At 58.9% G+C, this 16713-nt stretch carries 20 protein-coding genes; 7 read left to right on the forward strand and 13 right to left on the reverse strand.

Translation table 11 applies throughout. The features are described 5' to 3' along the window. Window positions 1-67: 67 nt before the first annotated feature. Window positions 68-478: a Cu(I)-responsive transcriptional regulator gene (cueR, locus tag A1WC_RS19730; protein WP_002892208.1), complete on the forward strand. Its 411-nt coding sequence runs from the start codon at window positions 68-70 to the stop codon at window positions 476-478. Here the strand turns inward: cueR and A1WC_RS19725 are convergent. Together A1WC_RS19725 and A1WC_RS19720 are read right to left on the reverse strand one after the other, a co-directional pair. After that, window positions 475-933: an NfeD family protein gene (locus tag A1WC_RS19725; RefSeq protein WP_016160404.1), complete on the reverse strand. Its 459-nt coding sequence runs from the start codon at window positions 931-933 to the stop codon at window positions 475-477. The genes cueR and A1WC_RS19725 overlap by 4 nt on opposite strands. Beyond that, window positions 930-1847: an SPFH domain-containing protein gene (locus tag A1WC_RS19720; RefSeq protein WP_002892258.1), complete on the reverse strand. Its 918-nt coding sequence runs from the start codon at window positions 1845-1847 to the stop codon at window positions 930-932. The genes A1WC_RS19725 and A1WC_RS19720 overlap by 4 nt, the downstream gene beginning before the upstream one ends. A 140-nt stretch (window positions 1848-1987) precedes the next feature. Between A1WC_RS19720 and fetA the strand changes: the two genes are divergently transcribed. Together fetA and fetB are read left to right on the forward strand one after the other, a co-directional pair. After that, window positions 1988-2665: an iron efflux ABC transporter ATP-binding subunit FetA gene (gene fetA, locus A1WC_RS19715; protein ID WP_016160405.1), complete on the forward strand. Its 678-nt coding sequence runs from the start codon at window positions 1988-1990 to the stop codon at window positions 2663-2665. Then, a complete protein-coding gene (gene fetB, locus A1WC_RS19710) occupies window positions 2652-3434 on the forward strand; it encodes an iron efflux ABC transporter permease subunit FetB (RefSeq protein ID WP_008805460.1) in 783 nt (260 codons plus the stop codon). The genes fetA and fetB overlap by 14 nt, the downstream gene beginning before the upstream one ends. A gap of 96 nt (window positions 3435-3530) precedes the next feature. Here fetB and A1WC_RS19705 read toward each other — a convergent pair whose 3' ends face one another. The 3 genes from A1WC_RS19705 to tesA are packed head-to-tail and all read right to left on the reverse strand — an operon-like array spanning window position 3531 to window position 5866. Further along, a complete protein-coding gene (locus A1WC_RS19705) occupies window positions 3531-4385 on the reverse strand; it encodes a co-chaperone YbbN (protein ID WP_008805461.1) in 855 nt (284 codons plus the stop codon). 58 nt (window positions 4386-4443) lie between these two features. Beyond that, window positions 4444-5253, reverse strand: coding sequence for an SDR family oxidoreductase (locus tag A1WC_RS19700; protein WP_009484702.1), 810 nt, complete (start codon window positions 5251-5253; stop codon window positions 4444-4446). Beyond that, a complete protein-coding gene (gene tesA / locus A1WC_RS19695; RefSeq protein WP_032691134.1) occupies window positions 5243-5866 on the reverse strand; it encodes a multifunctional acyl-CoA thioesterase I/protease I/lysophospholipase L1 in 624 nt (207 codons plus the stop codon). Before tesA ends, A1WC_RS19700 begins: the two co-directional genes overlap by 11 nt. Here tesA and ybbA point away from each other — a divergent pair. After that, window positions 5837-6523: a putative ABC transporter ATP-binding protein YbbA gene (gene ybbA, locus A1WC_RS19690; protein ID WP_008805463.1), complete on the forward strand. Its 687-nt coding sequence runs from the start codon at window positions 5837-5839 to the stop codon at window positions 6521-6523. The two genes, tesA and ybbA, sit on opposite strands and share 30 nt — an antisense overlap. Next, on the forward strand, window positions 6520-8934 hold the full coding sequence (gene ybbP / locus A1WC_RS19685; protein WP_016160407.1) for a putative ABC transporter permease subunit YbbP: 2415 nt from the start codon (window positions 6520-6522) through the stop codon (window positions 8932-8934). Before ybbA ends, ybbP begins: the two co-directional genes overlap by 4 nt. Here the strand turns inward: ybbP and A1WC_RS27825 are convergent. Continuing rightward, window positions 8896-9024 (reverse strand): hypothetical protein, encoded by a 129-nt coding sequence (locus A1WC_RS27825; RefSeq protein WP_162535923.1) that lies wholly within the window; start codon window positions 9022-9024, stop codon window positions 8896-8898. The genes ybbP and A1WC_RS27825 overlap by 39 nt on opposite strands. A 91-nt stretch (window positions 9025-9115) precedes the next feature. Here A1WC_RS27825 and A1WC_RS19680 point away from each other — a divergent pair, with 91 nt between their 5' ends. Continuing rightward, complete coding sequence (locus tag A1WC_RS19680; RefSeq protein WP_016160408.1) at window positions 9116-10261, forward strand: porin; 1146 nt, start codon at window positions 9116-9118, stop codon at window positions 10259-10261. 107 nt (window positions 10262-10368) lie between these two features. On the opposite strand, the gene mnmH is transcribed toward A1WC_RS19680, so the two are convergent. The 6 genes from mnmH to ppiB all read right to left on the reverse strand — a co-directional run bounded on the left by mnmH (window position 10369) and on the right by ppiB (window position 14893). Further along, window positions 10369-11445 carry a tRNA 2-selenouridine(34) synthase MnmH gene (gene mnmH, locus A1WC_RS19675; RefSeq protein WP_016160409.1) on the reverse strand — a complete coding sequence of 359 codons (1077 nt, stop codon included), beginning with the start codon at window positions 11443-11445 and terminating at the stop codon, window positions 10369-10371. A gap of 111 nt (window positions 11446-11556) precedes the next feature. After that, entirely contained in the window at window positions 11557-12624 is a 1068-nt protein-coding gene (gene purK / locus A1WC_RS19670; RefSeq protein ID WP_012968798.1) for a 5-(carboxyamino)imidazole ribonucleotide synthase, read from the reverse strand. Beyond that, window positions 12621-13130, reverse strand: a complete 510-nt coding sequence (gene purE / locus A1WC_RS19665) for a 5-(carboxyamino)imidazole ribonucleotide mutase (protein ID WP_004151322.1) — start codon at window positions 13128-13130, stop codon at window positions 12621-12623. Before purE ends, purK begins: the two co-directional genes overlap by 4 nt. A 96-nt stretch (window positions 13131-13226) precedes the next feature. Beyond that, the gene (locus A1WC_RS19660; RefSeq protein WP_016160410.1) at window positions 13227-13565 is read right to left on the reverse strand and encodes a hypothetical protein; all 339 of its coding nucleotides are present in this window, start codon (window positions 13563-13565) and stop codon (window positions 13227-13229) included. Window positions 13566-13672: 107 nt separating this feature from the next. Then, on the reverse strand, window positions 13673-14395 hold the full coding sequence (gene lpxH, locus A1WC_RS19655; RefSeq protein ID WP_012542648.1) for a UDP-2,3-diacylglucosamine diphosphatase: 723 nt from the start codon (window positions 14393-14395) through the stop codon (window positions 13673-13675). 3 nt (window positions 14396-14398) lie between these two features. Then, complete coding sequence (ppiB, locus tag A1WC_RS19650; RefSeq protein ID WP_008805471.1) at window positions 14399-14893, reverse strand: peptidylprolyl isomerase B; 495 nt, start codon at window positions 14891-14893, stop codon at window positions 14399-14401. 175 nt (window positions 14894-15068) lie between these two features. Between ppiB and cysS the strand changes: the two genes are divergently transcribed. Further along, on the forward strand, window positions 15069-16454 hold the full coding sequence (gene cysS, locus A1WC_RS19645) for a cysteine--tRNA ligase (RefSeq protein WP_004143010.1): 1386 nt from the start codon (window positions 15069-15071) through the stop codon (window positions 16452-16454). Between the two features lie 45 nt (window positions 16455-16499). Here cysS and ybcJ read toward each other — a convergent pair whose 3' ends face one another. Then, window positions 16500-16712: a ribosome-associated protein YbcJ gene (ybcJ, locus tag A1WC_RS19640; RefSeq protein WP_004143016.1), complete on the reverse strand. Its 213-nt coding sequence runs from the start codon at window positions 16710-16712 to the stop codon at window positions 16500-16502. Between the last annotated feature and the right edge of the window lies 1 nt (window position 16713).

A 16713-nucleotide genomic window follows, 5' to 3' on the forward strand; every position in this document is an offset into this window, starting at 1 on the left:
GACCCACTCTTTCATCGAGTATTAAGAAGGTTAAACCTTCCAGCAAGGGGAAGGTCAAGGAGAAAAAATGAATATCAGCGATGTGGCGAAAAAAACCGGTTTAACCAGCAAAGCGATTCGTTTTTACGAAGAGAAGGGGCTGGTGACGCCGCCGTTGCGGAGCGAAAACGGCTACCGCACTTACAGTCAGCAGCATCTCGATGAGCTGACGCTGCTGCGCCAGGCGCGGCAGGTGGGGTTTAACCTGGAAGAGTGCCGCGAGCTGGTGGCCTTGTTCAACGACCCGTCGCGGCACAGCGCCGATGTGAAAAAACGCACGCTGGAGAAAGTGGCGGATATCGAGAACCATATCCGCGAGCTGCAAAATATGCGCGCGCACCTGCTGGCGCTGGCCGAATCCTGCCCCGGCGACGACAGCGCGGAGTGCCCGATTATCGATAATCTTTCCGGCTGCTGCCATCGCAAGGCGCAGGCTTAACGGACGACGGGTCTGATTCGTAGCGTAATTCCTTCTACGGCAATTACTTCAACCTTGCTGCCCGCCGCGAGGTCTTCATCGGCAATCACCGGCCAGGAGCTGTCGCCCACGCGTACATGGCCGCGGCCGTTTACCAGCGGGGCATCCAGCGTCAGGCGGCGGCCCACCAGTTGCTGCCCGCGCTGGTTGAGCTGAGCATCGGCCGGACGCTGCGTTTTGACCCGCTTGCGCAGCCATTTCGACCACAGCCACGCCGCCAGCAGGGTGAGAACGGCAAACAGCGTCCCTTGCCATTCCCAGCTCAGCGGCAGGAGCCAGGTGAGAGCGCCGGTCACCACGCCAGCGACGCCGCTCCACAGCAGATAGCCGCTGCCGCCAAGCATCTCGGCCGCCAGCAGCAGCCCGCCCAGGCTTAACCAGAACAGATGCGGATGGGCGAAGATCATGTCGATCATGATTTTTTCCGATCGCCAGCGCCTTCTTTGATCAGCTCGCTGATCCCGGCAATCGATCCCATCAGGCTACTGGCATCCAGCGGCATCAGCACCACTTTGCTGTTGTTAGCGGCGCCAATCTGCTGCAGCGCATCGGTGTACTTCTGCGCCACGAAGTAGTTGATCGCCTGAATATCGCCCGAGGCGATTGCCGAGGAGACCATCTGAGTGGCGCGGGCTTCCGCTTCGGCGGAACGTTCGCGAGCTTCGGCCTGCAGGAAAGCGGACTGCCGTTCCCCCTCGGCTTTGAGGATCTGCGACTGCTTTTCCCCTTCCGCTTTCAGAATTTCCGCCTGTCGCACCCCTTCGGCCTCAAGGATATAGGCGCGTTTGGTACGTTCGGCTTTCATCTGGGCGTTCATTGAGGCAATAAGCTCCGCCGGCGGGCGAACGTCGCGAATTTCGACGCGGGTGATTTTTACTCCCCACGGATTAGTGGCGTCGTCAACGATATGCAGCAGACGGGTGTTAATGCTGTCGCGTTGGGAGAGCATTTCGTCCAGCTCCATCGAGCCGAGCACGGTACGGATATTGGTCATCGTCAGGTTGACGATCGCCTGCTCAAGATTGCTGACCTCGTAGGCGGCCTTTGGCGCGTCAATCACCTGAATAAAGCAGACCGCGTCGATGGTGACGTTGGCGTTATCCCGGGAGATAACCTCCTGCGAGGGGATGTCGAGCACCTGCTCCATCATGTTCACTTTGCGGCCGATTCGGTCCATAAACGGCACGACTAAGCTTAATCCCGGCTGCAGCGTCTGGGTAAAGCGCCCAAAACGTTCTACCGTCCACTGATAGCCTTGCGGGACAATTTTCACCGCCGCGGCCACAATGACCAGCGCGACGAAAATAAGGATAGGAATAAAAATCAGCATCAAAAACCTCCTGTCTTGTTGCCTGGTGGGGCGCTACAAGGAAATAGCGCATGTTTAAACTGAGTATATCTTTCTCCTCATCCTGGAGAAAGGAAAGTGGGGTAAACTAGCGGTGTTTCAGAAAATAATCAGGAAGACTCATGAAGGAAAATAACGCGCTTTTGCGTCTCGAGGGTGTGGGGTTTAAGACCGACGACGCAGTTATTTTACACAATATCACTCTTCAGCTCAGACCCGGAGAATTTAAGCTGATTACCGGGCCTTCCGGCTGCGGGAAAAGCACCTTGCTGAAGATTATCGCCTCGCTGCTCAGCCCAACCTCCGGACGCCTTTTTTTTGACGATGTGGATATCGCGACGCTGTCGCCGGAAACCTATCGTCAGCAGGTGTCTTACTGCGCGCAGACGCCGGCGCTGTTCGGTGATTCAGTCTACGATAACCTGGTTTTTCCGTGGCAGATCCGCAACAAACAACCCGATCCGCAGGCGCTGGTGGCTGACCTGCAGCGCTTTGGCCTTGGCGAAAATATGCTGGAAAAGTCTATTAACGAACTGTCCGGCGGGGAAAAGCAGCGCGTATCGCTGATCCGCAATTTACAATTTCTGCCGCGCGTGCTGCTGCTGGACGAAATTACCAGCGCGCTGGATGAAAGTAATAAACAGAATGTGAATGACATTATTCATGGCTACGCGACGGAAAAACAGGTCGCTGTTCTGTGGGTCACCCACGATCGCAACGAAATTTCGCATGCCGATGGAGTGATTACGCTGCAACCTGCCGGCGGAAACATGCAGGAGGTACAGCATGAACGGGCATAACATTACGAACGAATCGCTGGCGCTGTCGATGGTGCTGGTGCTGATCGCTATTCTGGTCAGCTATCGGGAAAAACTGGCACTGGAAAAAGATATTATCTGGAGTATTTGCCGGGCGATCGTGCAGCTGATTATCGTCGGCTATGTGCTGAAATATATCTTTAACGTCAATCATGCGGTTCTGACGCTGTTGATGGTGCTGTTTATCTGCTTTAACGCGGCGTGGAATGCGAAGAAGCGCAGTAAATATATCGATAAAGCTTTTGTCTCGTCGTTTATCGCTATTACCACTGGCGCCGGACTAACGTTGGCGGTACTGGTCTTTTCGGGGTCGATCGCCTTCGTGCCGATGCAGGTGATCCCGATTGCCGGGATGGTGGCCGGGAACGCCATGGTGGCGGTGGGGCTGTGCTACAACAATATGGGCCAGCGCTTCAGCAGCGAGCAGCAGCAGATTCAGGAGAAGCTGAGCCTCGGCGCGACGCCGAAGATGGCTGCGGCGCGGCTGATTCGCGAGAGCATTCGCGCGTCATTGATTCCCACCGTCGATTCAGCGAAAACGGTCGGGCTGGTGAGCTTGCCTGGGATGATGTCGGGGCTAATTTTTGCCGGTATTGACCCGGTGAAGGCGATTAAGTACCAGATCATGGTGACCTTTATGCTGCTGTCGACCGCCAGCCTGTCGACGATTATCGCCGGCTATCTGACCTACCGGAAGTTCTTCAATGCCCGTCATCAGCTGGTGGTAACGCAGCTGAAAAAGCACCCATGAACGATCCCGGGTTGCGGCGTTCACGCCTTACCCGGGCTACCACGGCGTAATCTGTAGCCCGGATAAGCGTAGCGCTATCCGGGTCAACGCCTCTGATTAGTACAGCAGCGAATAGAGCTGGCGGCGGTATTTGGCGGCCAGCGCATCGCCGGTACCGAGGGCGGCGAGGATCTCCTGCAGCATCTTGCGCGCCTGGCCATCGCCGGCGCCTAAATCCTTCTGCAGATGGCTGAACAGCAGCGCCAGCGCTTCTTCATTACGCCCGACCTGATGCAGCTGCAGCGCCAGCTGGGAGGCCAGCTGCGCATCGTCCGGATTCTGTTCCACCTGCTGCTGCAACTGCTGAATTTCCGGGGTGTCGGCGGCCTGTTTGAGCAGCTCAATCTGCGCCACCAGACCCTGATAGTGGGTGTCCTGATCCTGCAGCGGGATGGTTTTCAGCACGCTTTCCGCTTCATCGGAACGGTGCAGGGCAATCAGCGTTTCCGCCAGCAGCAGACCAATCTGGCTGTCCTGATTCGACAGCTGCCAGGCTTCCTTCAGCAGCGGTAATGCCTCGGCGTATTTTTCTTCCTGCATCAGGGCCAGCGCCTGCTGGGCTTTCAGCTCCTCTTCACGCGGCAGGACTTTATCCAGCAGGGCGCGAATCGCTTCCTCCGGCTGCGGGCCTTCAAAACCGTCCACCGGCTGGCCGTTCTGGAACAGATAAACTGTAGGGATGGCGCGCAGACCAAACTGTGAAGCGAGCATTTGCTCGGCGTCGCAATCGACCTTCGCCAGCGTGAACTGGCCGTTATACTGGGCGGCCAGGCGCTCGAGGACTGGGGTCAGTTGTTCGCAGTGCTGGCTGCGGGCAGACCAGAAATAAAACAGCACCGGGACGTTCATGGACTGCTGTAGCGTCTGCTGCAGGTTCGCTTCGCTAATATTGACAATATTCTGTTCGGACATGGGCATTTCTCGTTAGTCGATTTCTGTTTTACATGGGGGCGGCATGCCGCGCTTCAACTCAGCCGTGGATAATTTTGTCCATCGCGCGGGCAGGCAGCAGGCGTTTGAGCAGCGCCACCGCGTGAGTCACCAGAGTGACCGGGTAGCGCAGCTTTGGCTTATCGCTGGTAAAAGCGTGGCGCACTTTTTCCACCACCGCCTCCGGTCCGAGGGTAAAGCGAGCGGCGATGCCCGGGTTTTCTACGGGTTTATCGCTTTGCGTCTGGTTGACGTTATCGGTAAAGCGGGTGCGGATCGGGCCCGGTTCAATCAGGCTGACCTGAATACCACTGTGGCGCAATTCCATGCGTAGCGCATCGGACCACGCCTCGAGGGCGTATTTACTGGCGGCATAGGCCCCGCGACCGGGACTGGCGATAAGCCCCATCACCGAGGAGGTCATCACGATGCGCCCTTCGCCGTGCGGCGTCATCGCCGGCAGCAGCAGCATGGTCAGCTGATGCGCGCCGAAAAAGTTGGCGGAAAACTGCTGTTCCATCTGCTGGCGGCTGATGGTGTTCAGCGGGCCATAGACGCCATAACCGGCGTTATTGAACAGGCCATAGAGACGATTATCGGTCAGCGCAATCACCTCCGCCGCCGCGCGCTCCACGCTCTGTGGGTCATCCAGATCGAGCAAAATACCGGTTAGCCCCAGCTCCTGCATCCGCGCGACATCCTCCGCTTTGCGGCAGGCCGCCAGCACGCGAAAGCCCTGGCGGGTTAAATCCAGCGCGCTTTCCAGACCAATTCCGCTGGAACAGCCTGTCACTAAAACCGTTTTTTGCATAACTTTACCTGTCAGCGACCCCTGGCGTTCAGGAGTCATGATTAACTAAGGGAGCCAGCCGGTTCGCCATCCAGTCGGCGATAAACGGCTGCGCGTCGCGATTTGGGTGAATGCCGTCGTCCTGCATCCATTGCGGTTTGAGATAGACCTCCTCCATAAAAAAAGGCAGGAGAGGAATACCGAACTCTTTGGCCAGGGCCGGGTAAATCGCGCCGAAGGCTTCATTATAGCGGCGGCCATAGTTCGCCGGCAGGTGAATTTGCATCAGCAGCGGCTCGGCGTTGGCCGCTTTGATATCTTTAATAATGGTGCGCAGTGTTTGCTCGGTCTGCTGTGGCGGAAAACCGCGCAGCCCGTCATTGCCGCCGAGCTCAACCAGCACCCAGCGCGGCTGATGCTGCTTAAGCAGCGCTGGCAGGCGGGCCAGCCCCTGCTGCGAGGTATCGCCGCTGATGCTGGCGTTCACCACCGGTGTTTTCGCCTGCCACTTCTCATTGAGCAGCGCAGGCCAGGCGGCGTTGGCCGCCATTCGATAGCCAGCGCTCAGGCTGTCGCCGAGGATCAGCAGCGTGTCCGCCGCCATTGCGCGGCAGGTAAACAGGAACAAAAACAGGAAAGGCACATGCCAGCGGAAAACATACTTGAAGTTCATCATCTTAAGAAGTCCGTCGGTCAGGGAGAGCATCAGCTCTCCATCCTTACCGGAGTTGAGCTGGTTGTCAAACCGCGGCAGACCATCGCCCTGATCGGCGAGTCAGGTTCCGGTAAATCGACCCTGCTGGCGATCCTCGCTGGCCTGGACGATGGCAGCAGCGGGGAAGTCTCGATGCTGGGCAAACCGCTGCATCGGATGGATGAGGAGGCGCGGGCGGCGCTGCGGGCGCAGCACGTTGGCTTTGTTTTTCAGTCGTTTATGCTCATCCCGACGCTCAACGCCCTGGAGAACGTCGAGCTGCCGGCGCTGCTGCGCGGCGCCAGCGACAGTGAGAGCCAGGGCGATGCCCGCGCGCTGCTTGAGCAGTTGGGGCTTGGCAAACGCCTGCACCACCTGCCGGCGCAGCTCTCCGGCGGCGAACAGCAGCGGGTGGCGCTGGCCCGGGCCTTCAACGGGCGCCCGGCCCTCCTGTTCGCCGATGAGCCCACCGGCAACCTCGATCGCCAGACCGGGGACAAAATTGCCGATCTGCTGTTCTCGCTTAATCGCGAACACGGCACCACCCTGATCCTCGTCACTCACGATCCGCTGCTGGCGGCGCGCTGCGACCGCCGTCTGCGCCTGGTGGATGGCCAACTGCGGGAGGAAGCATGATCGCCCGCTGGTTCTGGCGCGAATGGCGCTCGCCGTCGCTGCTGATCGTTTGGCTGGCGTTAAGCCTCGCCGTGGCCTGCGTGCTGGCCCTGGGGTCGATAAGCGATCGGATGGAGAAAGGCCTTAGCCAGCAAAGCCGTGAGTTTATGGCCGGCGACCGTACGCTGCGCAGTTCGCGCGAGGTACCCGCCGAGTGGATCGCGCAAGCGCGGAAGTCAGGGCTGACCGTCGGCGAGCAGCTGAGCTTCGCCACCATGACGTTCGCCGGTGATACGCCGCAGCTGGCGGACGTTAAGGCGGTGGACGACCGCTATCCGCTGTATGGCACCCTCGAGACGCAGCCGCCGGGGCTGAAGCCGCAGGCGGGGAGCGTGCTGCTGGCGCCAAGGCTGATGGCGCTCCTGAACCTGAAAACCGGCGATACGATTGACGTTGGCGATGCCACGCTGCGCATTGCCGGGGAAGTGATTCAGGAGCCGGATGCAGGGTTTAACCCCTTCCAGATGGCGCCGCGACTGATGATGAATATGGCTGACGTGGCAAAAACCGGGGCCGTGCAGCCCGGCAGTCGCGTCGCATGGCGCTATAAGTTCGCCGGTAACGTGCAACAGCTGGCGGATTATGAACAATGGCTGCTGCCGAAGCTCGGCGCGGAACATCGCTGGACTGGCCTTGAACAGGACGACAGCGCGCTGGGCAAATCCCTTGAGCGCTCGCAGCAATTCCTGCTGTTATCCGCGCTGTTGACGCTGCTGCTGGCCGTTGCCGCGATCGCCGTGGCGATGAGCCACTACTGCCGCAGTCGCTACGATCTGGTCGCAATTTTGAAGACGCTGGGTGCCGGGCGGGCGCAGCTGCGCAAGCTCATCGTCGGCCAGTGGCTGCTGCTGCTGACGCTGTCGGTAATAAGCGGCGGGGTCGTGGGCCTGGCGCTGGAGCGCCTGCTGCTGTTGATGCTCAAACCGGTGCTACCCGCCGCGCTACCCGCTGCCAGCGGTTGGCCGTGGCTGTGGGCTATCGGGGCGACAGGCGTCATTTCCCTGCTGGTGGGCCTGCGGCCGTATCGACTGCTGCTGGCGACCCTGCCGCTGCGAGTGCTGCGTCAGGATGTGGTGGCTAACGTCTGGCCGCTGAAACACTATATTCCTGTGGTCTGCGCGGTGGTGGTCGGCGGGCTGGCCTGGCTGATGGGCGGCAGCCCGCTGCTGTGGTCGGTGCTGGCCGGGGCGGTGGTGCTGGCGCTGCTGTGCGGCCTGGTGGGCTGGGGATTACTGTGGCTGCTCAAACGCCTGACGCTCAAAGCCTTGCCGCTGCGTCTGGCGGTGAACCGCCTGCTGCGCCAGCCGTGGTCGACCCTCAGCCAGCTGGCGGCGTTTTCCCTGTCGTTTATGCTACTGGCGCTGCTGCTGGTGCTGCGCGGCGATCTGCTTGACCGCTGGCAGCAGCAGTTGCCCCGGGAAAGCCCGAACTACTTTCTGATCAATATTGCCCCTGAGCAGATAATGCCGGTGAAGACTTTCCTCGCCGAACACCAGACCCGGGCGGCGGAATTTTATCCGATCGTCCGGGCTCGTCTGACGCAGATCAACGGTCACTCCACGGACGGTAACAAAGATGAAGCGCTTAACCGGGAACTCAATCTGACCTGGAGCGCCGATCGTCCGGATCATAATCCGCTGGTGGCCGGCAACTGGCCGCCGAAGCCGGGCGAGGTATCGATTGAAGAGGGACTGGCGCAGCGGCTGGGGGTGAAGATCGGCGATACGGTGACCTTTACCGGCGATACTCAGGACTTCAGCGCGAAGGTCAGCAGCGTGCGCAAAGTTGACTGGGAGAGCCTGCGGCCCAACTTCTTCTTTATTTTCCCCTCCGGGGCGCTGGACGGGCAGCCGCAGAGCTGGCTCACCAGCTTCCGCTGGGATAACGGTCCCGCGATGTTGACCCAGTTGAACCGCGAGTTTCCCACCGTTAGCTTGTTGGATATCGGCGCCATCCTGCGTCAGGTCGGCCAGGTGCTCTCCCAGGTCAGCCGGGCGCTGGAGGTGATGGTGGGCCTGGTCACGGCCTGCGGCGTGCTGCTGTTGCTGGCGCAGGTCCAGGTCGGTATGCGCCAGCGGCATCAGGAGCTGGTGGTCTGGCGCACGCTGGGGGCCGGGAAATCGCTGCTGCGCGCCACGCTGTGGGCGGAGTTTGCCCTGCTGGGGCTGGTTTCCGGACTGGTGGCGGCGATAGGCGCGGAAGTGGCGCTGGCGATGCTGCAGACGAAAGTATTTGATTTCCCCTGGACGCCGGACTGGCGCTTGTGGGTGATGCTGCCGCTGACGGGAGCGGTGTTGTTATCTCTGTGCGGCGGCGGGCTGGGGCTGCGTTTGTTAAAAGGGAAAGCGTTGTTCCGCCAGTTTAGCCAGTAAGATTATTGCATTTTGATGATGCGCCGCCGTTTTTGGCGGCGCTTTTATTTTAAGCGCACAAATTGATAACTCGTTGATTTTTAAGCGCACAAAACATTAAAAAACCGACAACACGCTGTACTGATTCGCGGTTAATATTCAGCTGGTAAATATAAGGTTGCTTATTAATCAAGGAAAAACTATGGCACATAAAATAAAAGCGCTGGCGGTCTCGATCGGCGCAACACTGGTGTTCGCTTCATTTGCTTCCCACGCGGAGATCACGCTGCTGAAACAAGATCCGCAGGCGGGCGATCCGTTAAGCCGGCTTAACTTTACCGTCGGCGGGAGTATTCGTCCGCAGTTCAACATGATGAGCGGTGATGGTGATAAAGGATCTTATAAGCGTAACGGTTTCGACGGTGGCACCCGTTTCCGCTTCGCGGCGGATTACTACCTGTTCGATGATATTAGCTGGATCAGCTACTACGAACTGGGGGTGAACATTCCGGCACTGTTTGACTGGGATAACCACTACGCGGAAGGCGCAAACAATACCACCCGCCGCATGCTGTATACCGGCCTGAAAAGCGATACCTGGGGCACATTAACCTACGGGCAGCAGAACAGCATTTACTATGATGTGGTGGGGGTGAAAACCGATATCTGGGACTACGACATGATCGGCCAGGCCCCGGGAAACGGTATTAACGGCGATTACGATGGCTCCTATCGTTCACGTAATATGCTGAAATATAAGAAAACCGTGGGTGATGTCGATCTTTACGGCTCTTATCTGTTCGAAGATAGTGAGTATCTGCCGGGCAACGGCCTGCGCTACAAGCGTAAAGGCGGCGGTTCTGTTGGTGCGGACTACCACATCATGAAGGACCTGACCTGGGGTACCGCGTGGAACTATACCCGCGCCGAAATGCGCGACCCGTCAAGCGCCGACAGCAAAACCTATGACCAGAACATCGTCGGTACCGCGCTGAGCTGGACCCCGGATAACTGGACCTTCTCCTTCGGCGGCGGCTGGTATCAGAACTTCCTCACCACCAAAAAAACCGATGTGCATAACTACTTCGCCGGTGACGCCTGGGGGATTGAATATTTTGCGGGCTATAAATTCCCGATCAATCAATACGCTGTTAAATCTATTCAGCCGTACTTTATGGGCGACCGCCTGCAGTACGTGAATGGCCGCAACTACCAGCGTATCGATAACGGTCTGGGGATCAGCTTCCAGCTGGATTACGGTTTCCGCGTTGACTACGAACACGTGTTTACCTCCAGCACCGACAACCTGGGGGATATGAACCTGGTGCGTCTGCGTTACGACTTCTAAGCGGTCACAACTCCCCGGTCGCGCTGCGCTACCGGGGCTATAAATTGCGCCGACCAGTAGCCCGGCTAAGGCGTTTACGCCGCAAGCCGGGACAATAGCGCATGCGATTACTTCGCCAGCCAGGCGGCGACCTCCTGCCAGTTGCCGCGAAAAATAATCTTCCCGGCTTTTTTCCCCAACTGATAGCGATACATTGGATCGTAATATTCTTCCAGCAGCGGCACCAGCCAGGCGAAGTGCGCCTCGGTGCTGGCGGTGTGCTGCTGCTGCGCCAGCGCCTCATCGAGCCGTTCAGTCAACTGAGCAAAACGCTGCAGCCCCAGGCGACGGCGGATGGCAAACAGACCGTGATGGAGGTACTCGCCGTATGCCTGCCAGCCTTTCTCTTCGCCATACGCGGCGATAAAGTCGCGATACATGCGATCGAAATACTCTTCGCGCAGCCGTTCGAGGCGAATGTCAAATGGATCTTCCACCACCGCCAGCGGCGATTGCGCCATGCGGAGGCGCAGGCACTCCGGCAGATGGTTGGCACCGATCATATGGCCTTCATCTTCCAGCACCCAGCGGGTCTGCTGTTCGGCTTTTTTAAGCAGGCTGACCGCCAGGTGGTTTTCAAAGGTGGCCTGCGGGTGCTGATCCTGCAGGGTTCGACCGAATGAAGAACCGCGGTGATGGGCAAGCCCTTCCAGATCGATACCGTCCGGTCGCGAGCAGACCAGCTGAGTTTTGCCATTGCCGGTGCAGCCGCCAATCAGCACAATCGGGCGCTGTACCAGTTCGTCGGTGGCCTGGATCGCCGCCTGGCGTAGCGCTTTATAGCCGCCGACGATCAGGGGGTACTCCACGCCAGCGTCTTTCAGCCACTGCTGGACGATATGCGATCGCTGGCCGCCGCGGGCGCAGCACAGGTAACCGTGCGGGTAACGGGCGCACGCTTCCAGCCACGCCTGGATCCGGCTGGCGCGCAGGTCGCCATCAACCAGCTTATGGCCGAGCGCCAGCGCCGCCTCTGGCCCCTGACGCTTGTAGCAGGTGCCGACCGCGGCGCGTTCTTCATCATTCATCAGCGGCAGGTTGATCGCCGCCGGCATCGCGCTTTGGCTAAACTCCACCGGGGCGCGTACGTCAATCAGTGGCGTATCGCTGGCGAGAATGGCGCGATAATCCGTCCCATTGGTCATGGGGTATCCTCTGAAGTCAAAACAGAAATGGGCTTTACAGCAAGGGGGGGATTGTACGCGCCTCAAGGTGTGCCGGGGAAGGGGATAGATCAAATCCCCGGCACGCAGGGCTTAGCTGAGCTGCGATTGCGCCCAGAACAGGCCGCTGGTGTACTCCGGCGGCAGCAGCGGCTTGATCGCTTCCAGCGTCGCGCTCAGGCGATCGGTATCACTGTCGGTGAGGTTCAGGTGCCCGACTTTGCGACCCGGACGCACCTCTTTATCGTACCAGTGCAGGTGCACCAGCGGCAGCTTCAGCCAGTCGTAGTTGAGATCGGTGCCGATCAGGTTGATCATTACCGACGGGCTGTTGACCACCGGCGGCGGCAGCGGCAGGTCGGTAATCGCTCGCAGATGCAGTTCAAACTGGCTGATGGAGGCGCCATTTTGCGTCCAGTGGCCGCTGTTGTGCACGCGCGGCGCCAGCTCGTTGATCAGCAGCCCCTCGGCGGTGACGAAGCACTCCATCGCCATCACGCCGACGTAGTTCAGCTCGTTCATGATCGCCGTCAGCATGCTTTCCGCTTGTTCCTGCTGGCGGGCATTGGCCTGCGGGAAGGCCACGCTGGCGCGCAGAATACCGTCCTGATGCAGGTTGCGGGTCAGCGGGTAGAAGACGGTGCTACCGTCATGGGCGCGGGCGCCCACCAGCGACACTTCGCCGGAGAAGTTAATCCCCTGCTCGACGATGCACTCGCCGTAGTTATCCTCCGGGAGTTGCGCGATTTCGTCAGCGCGCAGGCGCCACTGGCCGCGGCCGTCGTAGCCGCCGACGCGACGCTTAACGATCGCCAGCTCGCCAAGGCGGGCAAACACCGCCGGCCATTCGCTTTTATCCGCCAGCAGCTGCCACGGGGCAGTGGCCAGGCCAAGCTTGTCGAACAGCTGCTTTTGCGTCAGGCGGTCGGCGATAATCGGGAAGACATCGCGGTTGACGAACGCCGGATGGCGGGCCAGCTCGCGGGTGAGGGCGGTTTCCGGCCAGCGTTCAATTTCTGCCGTGATGACGCTCTGCTGGAACGGCACCGCTTCCGGGTCGGCTTCCAGGCCGACTGGCCAGACGGCGATGCCCAGCGGCTCACCGGCCTGGCGCAGCATGCGACCTAACTGACCGTTACCGAGCACGCATACCTGTTTCATGCCGCACCCCGCGGATCCGGGTTATCCAGCACTTCATCGGTTTGTGCCTGACGCCAGGCGCTCAGGCGCTGGTGCAGTTCGGCATCATGCTGGGCAAGGATCTGCGCGGCGAGCAGGCCAGCATTCGCTGCGCCAGCTTTGCCGATAGCCAGCGTACCGACCGGAATGCCGCGCGGCATTTGCACAATGGAGTAGAGGCTGTCGACACCGCTTAAGGCCGCGCTCTGAACCGGTACGCCGAGCACCGGCACCAGGGTTTTCGCCGCAATCATGCCCGGCAGATGCGCCGCGCCGCCTGCCCCTGCAATAATCACCTGATAACCGTGGCTCTCGGCGCTTTCAGCAAAGCTGAACAGCTTATCAGGCGTACGGTGGGCGGAGACCACTTCGACATGGTACGGAACGTTCAGGGCATCAAGGATTTCTGCGGTAAATTGCATGGTAGCCCAGTCGCTTTTGGACCCCATCACGATGGCGATACGCGCCGAATTATTGCGGGAAGACATGCGTCTTAAAACTCCTGTGGGTGTGTTTCACACTGCTTTAGAGGCCACAGAGAATAGCATGAACTGCCAGCAAGGAAAACGGTTGCGTGCGCATGGTTAGCCGTCTTTTGTCTCGTTCAGTGATGACGTCGATCGCGGCTTAGTGGCCTTTATCTCATTCATGATACAGGTGATGAGCAGCACTACCCCCCACGGGAGCATCAGGGTGCCCATCACCAGTAAATAGATTTGTACCAGCCGACTATCGTGAGGGCGGGTACAGAGCAAATAAATGGCATAGAAATAGATGGCCCACGCCAGCATTGCACACCAGACAAACGTCAGCGTGTTGCCAATAGCGACGCCGACTAAGGCGATATAACTTACCCCTAACGGATTGAGGATCGCGATGATCGTTCCCCACATCAGCGGCTGACTCCACTTTTTTCTGTTCATGCTCGTTCCTTGAGAGTGATGTCGTGGGAGACTAGCATGCAGGACGCGGGGAAGCGCGCACCTTTACCCGGGCAAAAGACGGTTTCGGAATTGTGCTCGCGCAGGAACTAGAACGGAAAGTGGATCAGTTCGACGTCGTCCGGTGTCACCTTGACCATCGAACCTTCGCTGTGCCAGGCGCCAAGTACCACGCGCCATGCGGGTTGGCCGTTGGCCTGCAGTTCATGGACCGCCGGGCGATGGGTATGGCCGTGGATCAGCCACTGCACATGATGTCTTTCCATGACGTCAACTACCGCCTGTGGATTCACATCCATAATGTCCATTGATTTACTGCTGTTGGCGGCTTTGCTGTCGGCGCGCATGCGGGCGGCGATGCGGCGGCGGATAAACAGCGGCAGGGCCAGGAACAGACGCTGGATCCACGGGGTGTGGACTTTGGCGCGAAACGCCAGATAGTTTTGGTCATCGGTGCACAGCGTGTCGCCATGCATAATCAACACTTCACGGCCATAGAGGTCCAGTCGCTCTTCTTCGGCGAGCAGGAGCATCCCGCTCTGGCGGGCAAAGCGCTGGCCGACGAGAAAATCGCGGTTGCCGTGGATGAAGTAGCACGGCACGCCGGCGTCGACGACGGCTTTGATTGCCGAGGCAATTTGTTGGTGCAGCGGGTTCGGATCGTCATCGCCGATCCACGCCTCAAACAGATCGCCAAGGATATACAGGGCGTCCGCCTGGCGGGCTTCGCCCTGTAAAAAACGCAGAAAACCGGCGGTGATCGCCGGTTCTTCTGTTTGCAGGTGCAAATCTGCAATAAAAAGTGTCGCCACGAATTACTCGCTGACGGTGACGCTTTTGATGATCACATCATCTTTCGGCACATCCTGGTGCATGCCGCTGCGGCCGGTGGCAACCGCTTTGATTTTGTCTACCACGTCCATGCCTTCAACCACTTCGGCGAAAACGCAGTAGCCCCAACCCTGCAGGCTTTCGCCAGAGAAGTTCAGGAAGTCGTTATCGGCCACGTTGATGAAGAACTGGGCGGTGGCAGAGTGCGGCGCCTGAGTACGGGCCATTGCCAGCGTACCACGGGTGTTTTTCAGGCCGTTGTTCGCTTCGTTCTGAATCGGAGATTTGGTCTCTTTTTGTTTCATGCCCGGTTCGAAACCGCCGCCCTGAATCATAAAGCCGTTGATAACACGGTGGAAAATGGTGTTGTCGTAGAAACCTTCGCGGCAGTAGTCCAGGAAGTTTTTAACTGTTTCCGGCGCTTTGTCGTCAAACGTTTTGATTACGATATCGCCATGATTGGTGTGGAAAGTAACCATTTTTGCATCCTGTTCCGATGAGTGTGGTGCCAGCACCCGATGTCGGGTGAGATATAGGGGGGTGTTATAGCATAACCGCGGGGGTCGATGCACCTTGCAATGTGTGCTGCGTCCGGTCTGAATTATGGGTATTATAGAGACTTCATTACCCACACACGTCTACACGGAATCTTCGATGTTAAAAATTTTTAATACACTGACGCGCCAGAAAGAGGAATTTAAACCTATCCATGCCGGGGAAGTCGGCATGTACGTGTGTGGTATTACCGTTTACGATCTCTGTCATATCGGCCATGGCCGTACCTTCGTCTCCTTTGACGTCGTGGCGCGCTATCTGCGTTTTCTTGGCTATAAGCTGAAGTACGTGCGCAATATCACCGATATCGACGACAAAATCATTAAGCGCGCTAATGAAAACGGCGAAAGCTTTGTCGCGCTGGTCGATCGCATGATTGCCGAAATGCACAAAGATTTTGACGCGCTGAATATTCTGCGTCCCGACAGCGAACCGCGCGCAACGCACCATATCGCGGAGATCATTGAGATCACCGAGCAGCTGATCGCTAAAGGCCATGCTTACGTGGCAGATAACGGCGACGTGATGTTTGACGTGCCGACGGACCCGAACTACGGTCTGCTGTCGCGTCAGGATCTCGATCAGCTGCAGGCGGGGGCGCGCGTCGACGTGGTTGACGTCAAGCGGAATCCGATGGACTTCGTCCTGTGGAAGATGTCGAAAGAGGGCGAGCCAAGCTGGCCGTCGCCGTGGGGCGCGGGTCGTCCGGGCTGGCATATCGAGTGCTCGGCGATGAACTGCAAGCAGCTCGGCAACCACTTCGATATTCACGGCGGCGGTTCGGATCTGATGTTCCCGCATCATGAAAACGAAATCGCCCAGTCCACCTGCGCCCATGACGGCGAGTACGTTAACTACTGGATGCACTCCGGCATGGTGATGGTTGACCGTGAGAAGATGTCGAAATCGCTGGGTAACTTCTTTACCGTCCGCGACGTGCTGAAGTATTACGATGCGGAGACGATTCGCTACTTCCTGATGTCCGGCCACTATCGCAGCCAGCTGAACTACAGCGAAGAGAACCTCAAGCAGGCGCGTTCGGCGCTGGAGCGTCTGTACACTGCGCTGCGCGGGACGGACAAATCCGTCGACGCGGCGGGGGGCGAAGCCTTCGAAGCACGCTTTATCGAGGCGATGGACGACGACTTCAACACCCCGGAAGCCTACTCAGTGCTGTTCGATATGGCGCGTGAAGTGAACCGTCTGAAAACCGAGGACGCGGCCGCGGCGAACGCCATGGCGGCCCACCTGCGTAAGCTTGCTGCGGTGCTGGGTCTGCTGGAGCAGGAGCCGGAGGCGTTCCTGCAGAGCGGCGCGCAGGTTGACGACGCGGAAGTGGCGGAGATCGAATCGCTCATCCAGCAGCGTCTGGACGCGCGTAAAGCGAAAGACTGGGCGGCGGCGGATGCGGCGCGCGACCGTCTCAACGAGATGGGCATTGTGCTGGAAGATGGCCCGCAGGGCACCACCTGGCGCCGGAAGTAAGCCATAAAAAAACGCCCGCAAAAGCGGGCGTTTTTCTTTTCGTTGTCAGGCCGTGACGGTGACGCTCTGGCCTTCAAAGCTCACCGTCTGACCGGCGACGATTTTGCAGCGTTTGCGGGTTTCCACCGCGCCGTCAACTTTCACCAGCCCGTCAGCGATAGCGATTTTCGCCTGGGCGCCGCTTTCGCTCCAGCCTTCCAGCTTCAGCAGATCGCACAGCTCAACGTGCGGGTGTTTACCTAAGGAAAATGTCGCCATC

Source organism: Klebsiella sp. KTE92 (assembly GCF_000398905.1).
Lineage (GTDB): Bacteria > Pseudomonadota > Gammaproteobacteria > Enterobacterales > Enterobacteriaceae > Klebsiella > Klebsiella variicola.

Bases quoted from the DNA above. Each gene is read 5' to 3' on its own strand.
- A1WC_RS19660 (WP_016160410.1), bottom strand. From the start codon at position 13,565: ATGAACAGAAAAAAGTGGAGTCAGCCGCTGATGTGGGGAACGATCATC.
- A1WC_RS19720 (WP_002892258.1), bottom strand. From the start codon at position 1,847: ATGCTGATTTTTATTCCTATCCTTATTTTCGTCGCGCTGGTCATTGTG.
- A1WC_RS19700 (WP_009484702.1), bottom strand. From the start codon at position 5,253: ATGACTCCTGAACGCCAGGGGTCGCTGACAGGTAAAGTTATGCAAAAA.
- fetB (WP_008805460.1), top strand. From the start codon at position 2,652: ATGAACGGGCATAACATTACGAACGAATCGCTGGCGCTGTCGATGGTG.
- purE (WP_004151322.1), bottom strand. From the start codon at position 13,130: ATGTCTTCCCGCAATAATTCGGCGCGTATCGCCATCGTGATGGGGTCC.
- mnmH (WP_016160409.1), bottom strand. From the start codon at position 11,445: ATGACCAATGGGACGGATTATCGCGCCATTCTCGCCAGCGATACGCCA.
- purK (WP_012968798.1), bottom strand. From the start codon at position 12,624: ATGAAACAGGTATGCGTGCTCGGTAACGGTCAGTTAGGTCGCATGCTG.
- ybbA (WP_008805463.1), top strand. From the start codon at position 5,837: ATGCCAGCGGAAAACATACTTGAAGTTCATCATCTTAAGAAGTCCGTC.
- A1WC_RS19680 (WP_016160408.1), top strand. From the start codon at position 9,116: ATGGCACATAAAATAAAAGCGCTGGCGGTCTCGATCGGCGCAACACTG.
- ybcJ (WP_004143016.1), bottom strand. From the start codon at position 16,712: ATGGCGACATTTTCCTTAGGTAAACACCCGCACGTTGAGCTGTGCGAT.
- cueR (WP_002892208.1), top strand. From the start codon at position 68: ATGAATATCAGCGATGTGGCGAAAAAAACCGGTTTAACCAGCAAAGCG.
- ybbP (WP_016160407.1), top strand. From the start codon at position 6,520: ATGATCGCCCGCTGGTTCTGGCGCGAATGGCGCTCGCCGTCGCTGCTG.
- cysS (WP_004143010.1), top strand. From the start codon at position 15,069: ATGTTAAAAATTTTTAATACACTGACGCGCCAGAAAGAGGAATTTAAA.
- A1WC_RS19725 (WP_016160404.1), bottom strand. From the start codon at position 933: ATGATCGACATGATCTTCGCCCATCCGCATCTGTTCTGGTTAAGCCTG.
- A1WC_RS19705 (WP_008805461.1), bottom strand. From the start codon at position 4,385: ATGTCCGAACAGAATATTGTCAATATTAGCGAAGCGAACCTGCAGCAG.
- fetA (WP_016160405.1), top strand. From the start codon at position 1,988: ATGAAGGAAAATAACGCGCTTTTGCGTCTCGAGGGTGTGGGGTTTAAG.
- tesA (WP_032691134.1), bottom strand. From the start codon at position 5,866: ATGAACTTCAAGTATGTTTTCCGCTGGCATGTGCCTTTCCTGTTTTTG.
- ppiB (WP_008805471.1), bottom strand. From the start codon at position 14,893: ATGGTTACTTTCCACACCAATCATGGCGATATCGTAATCAAAACGTTT.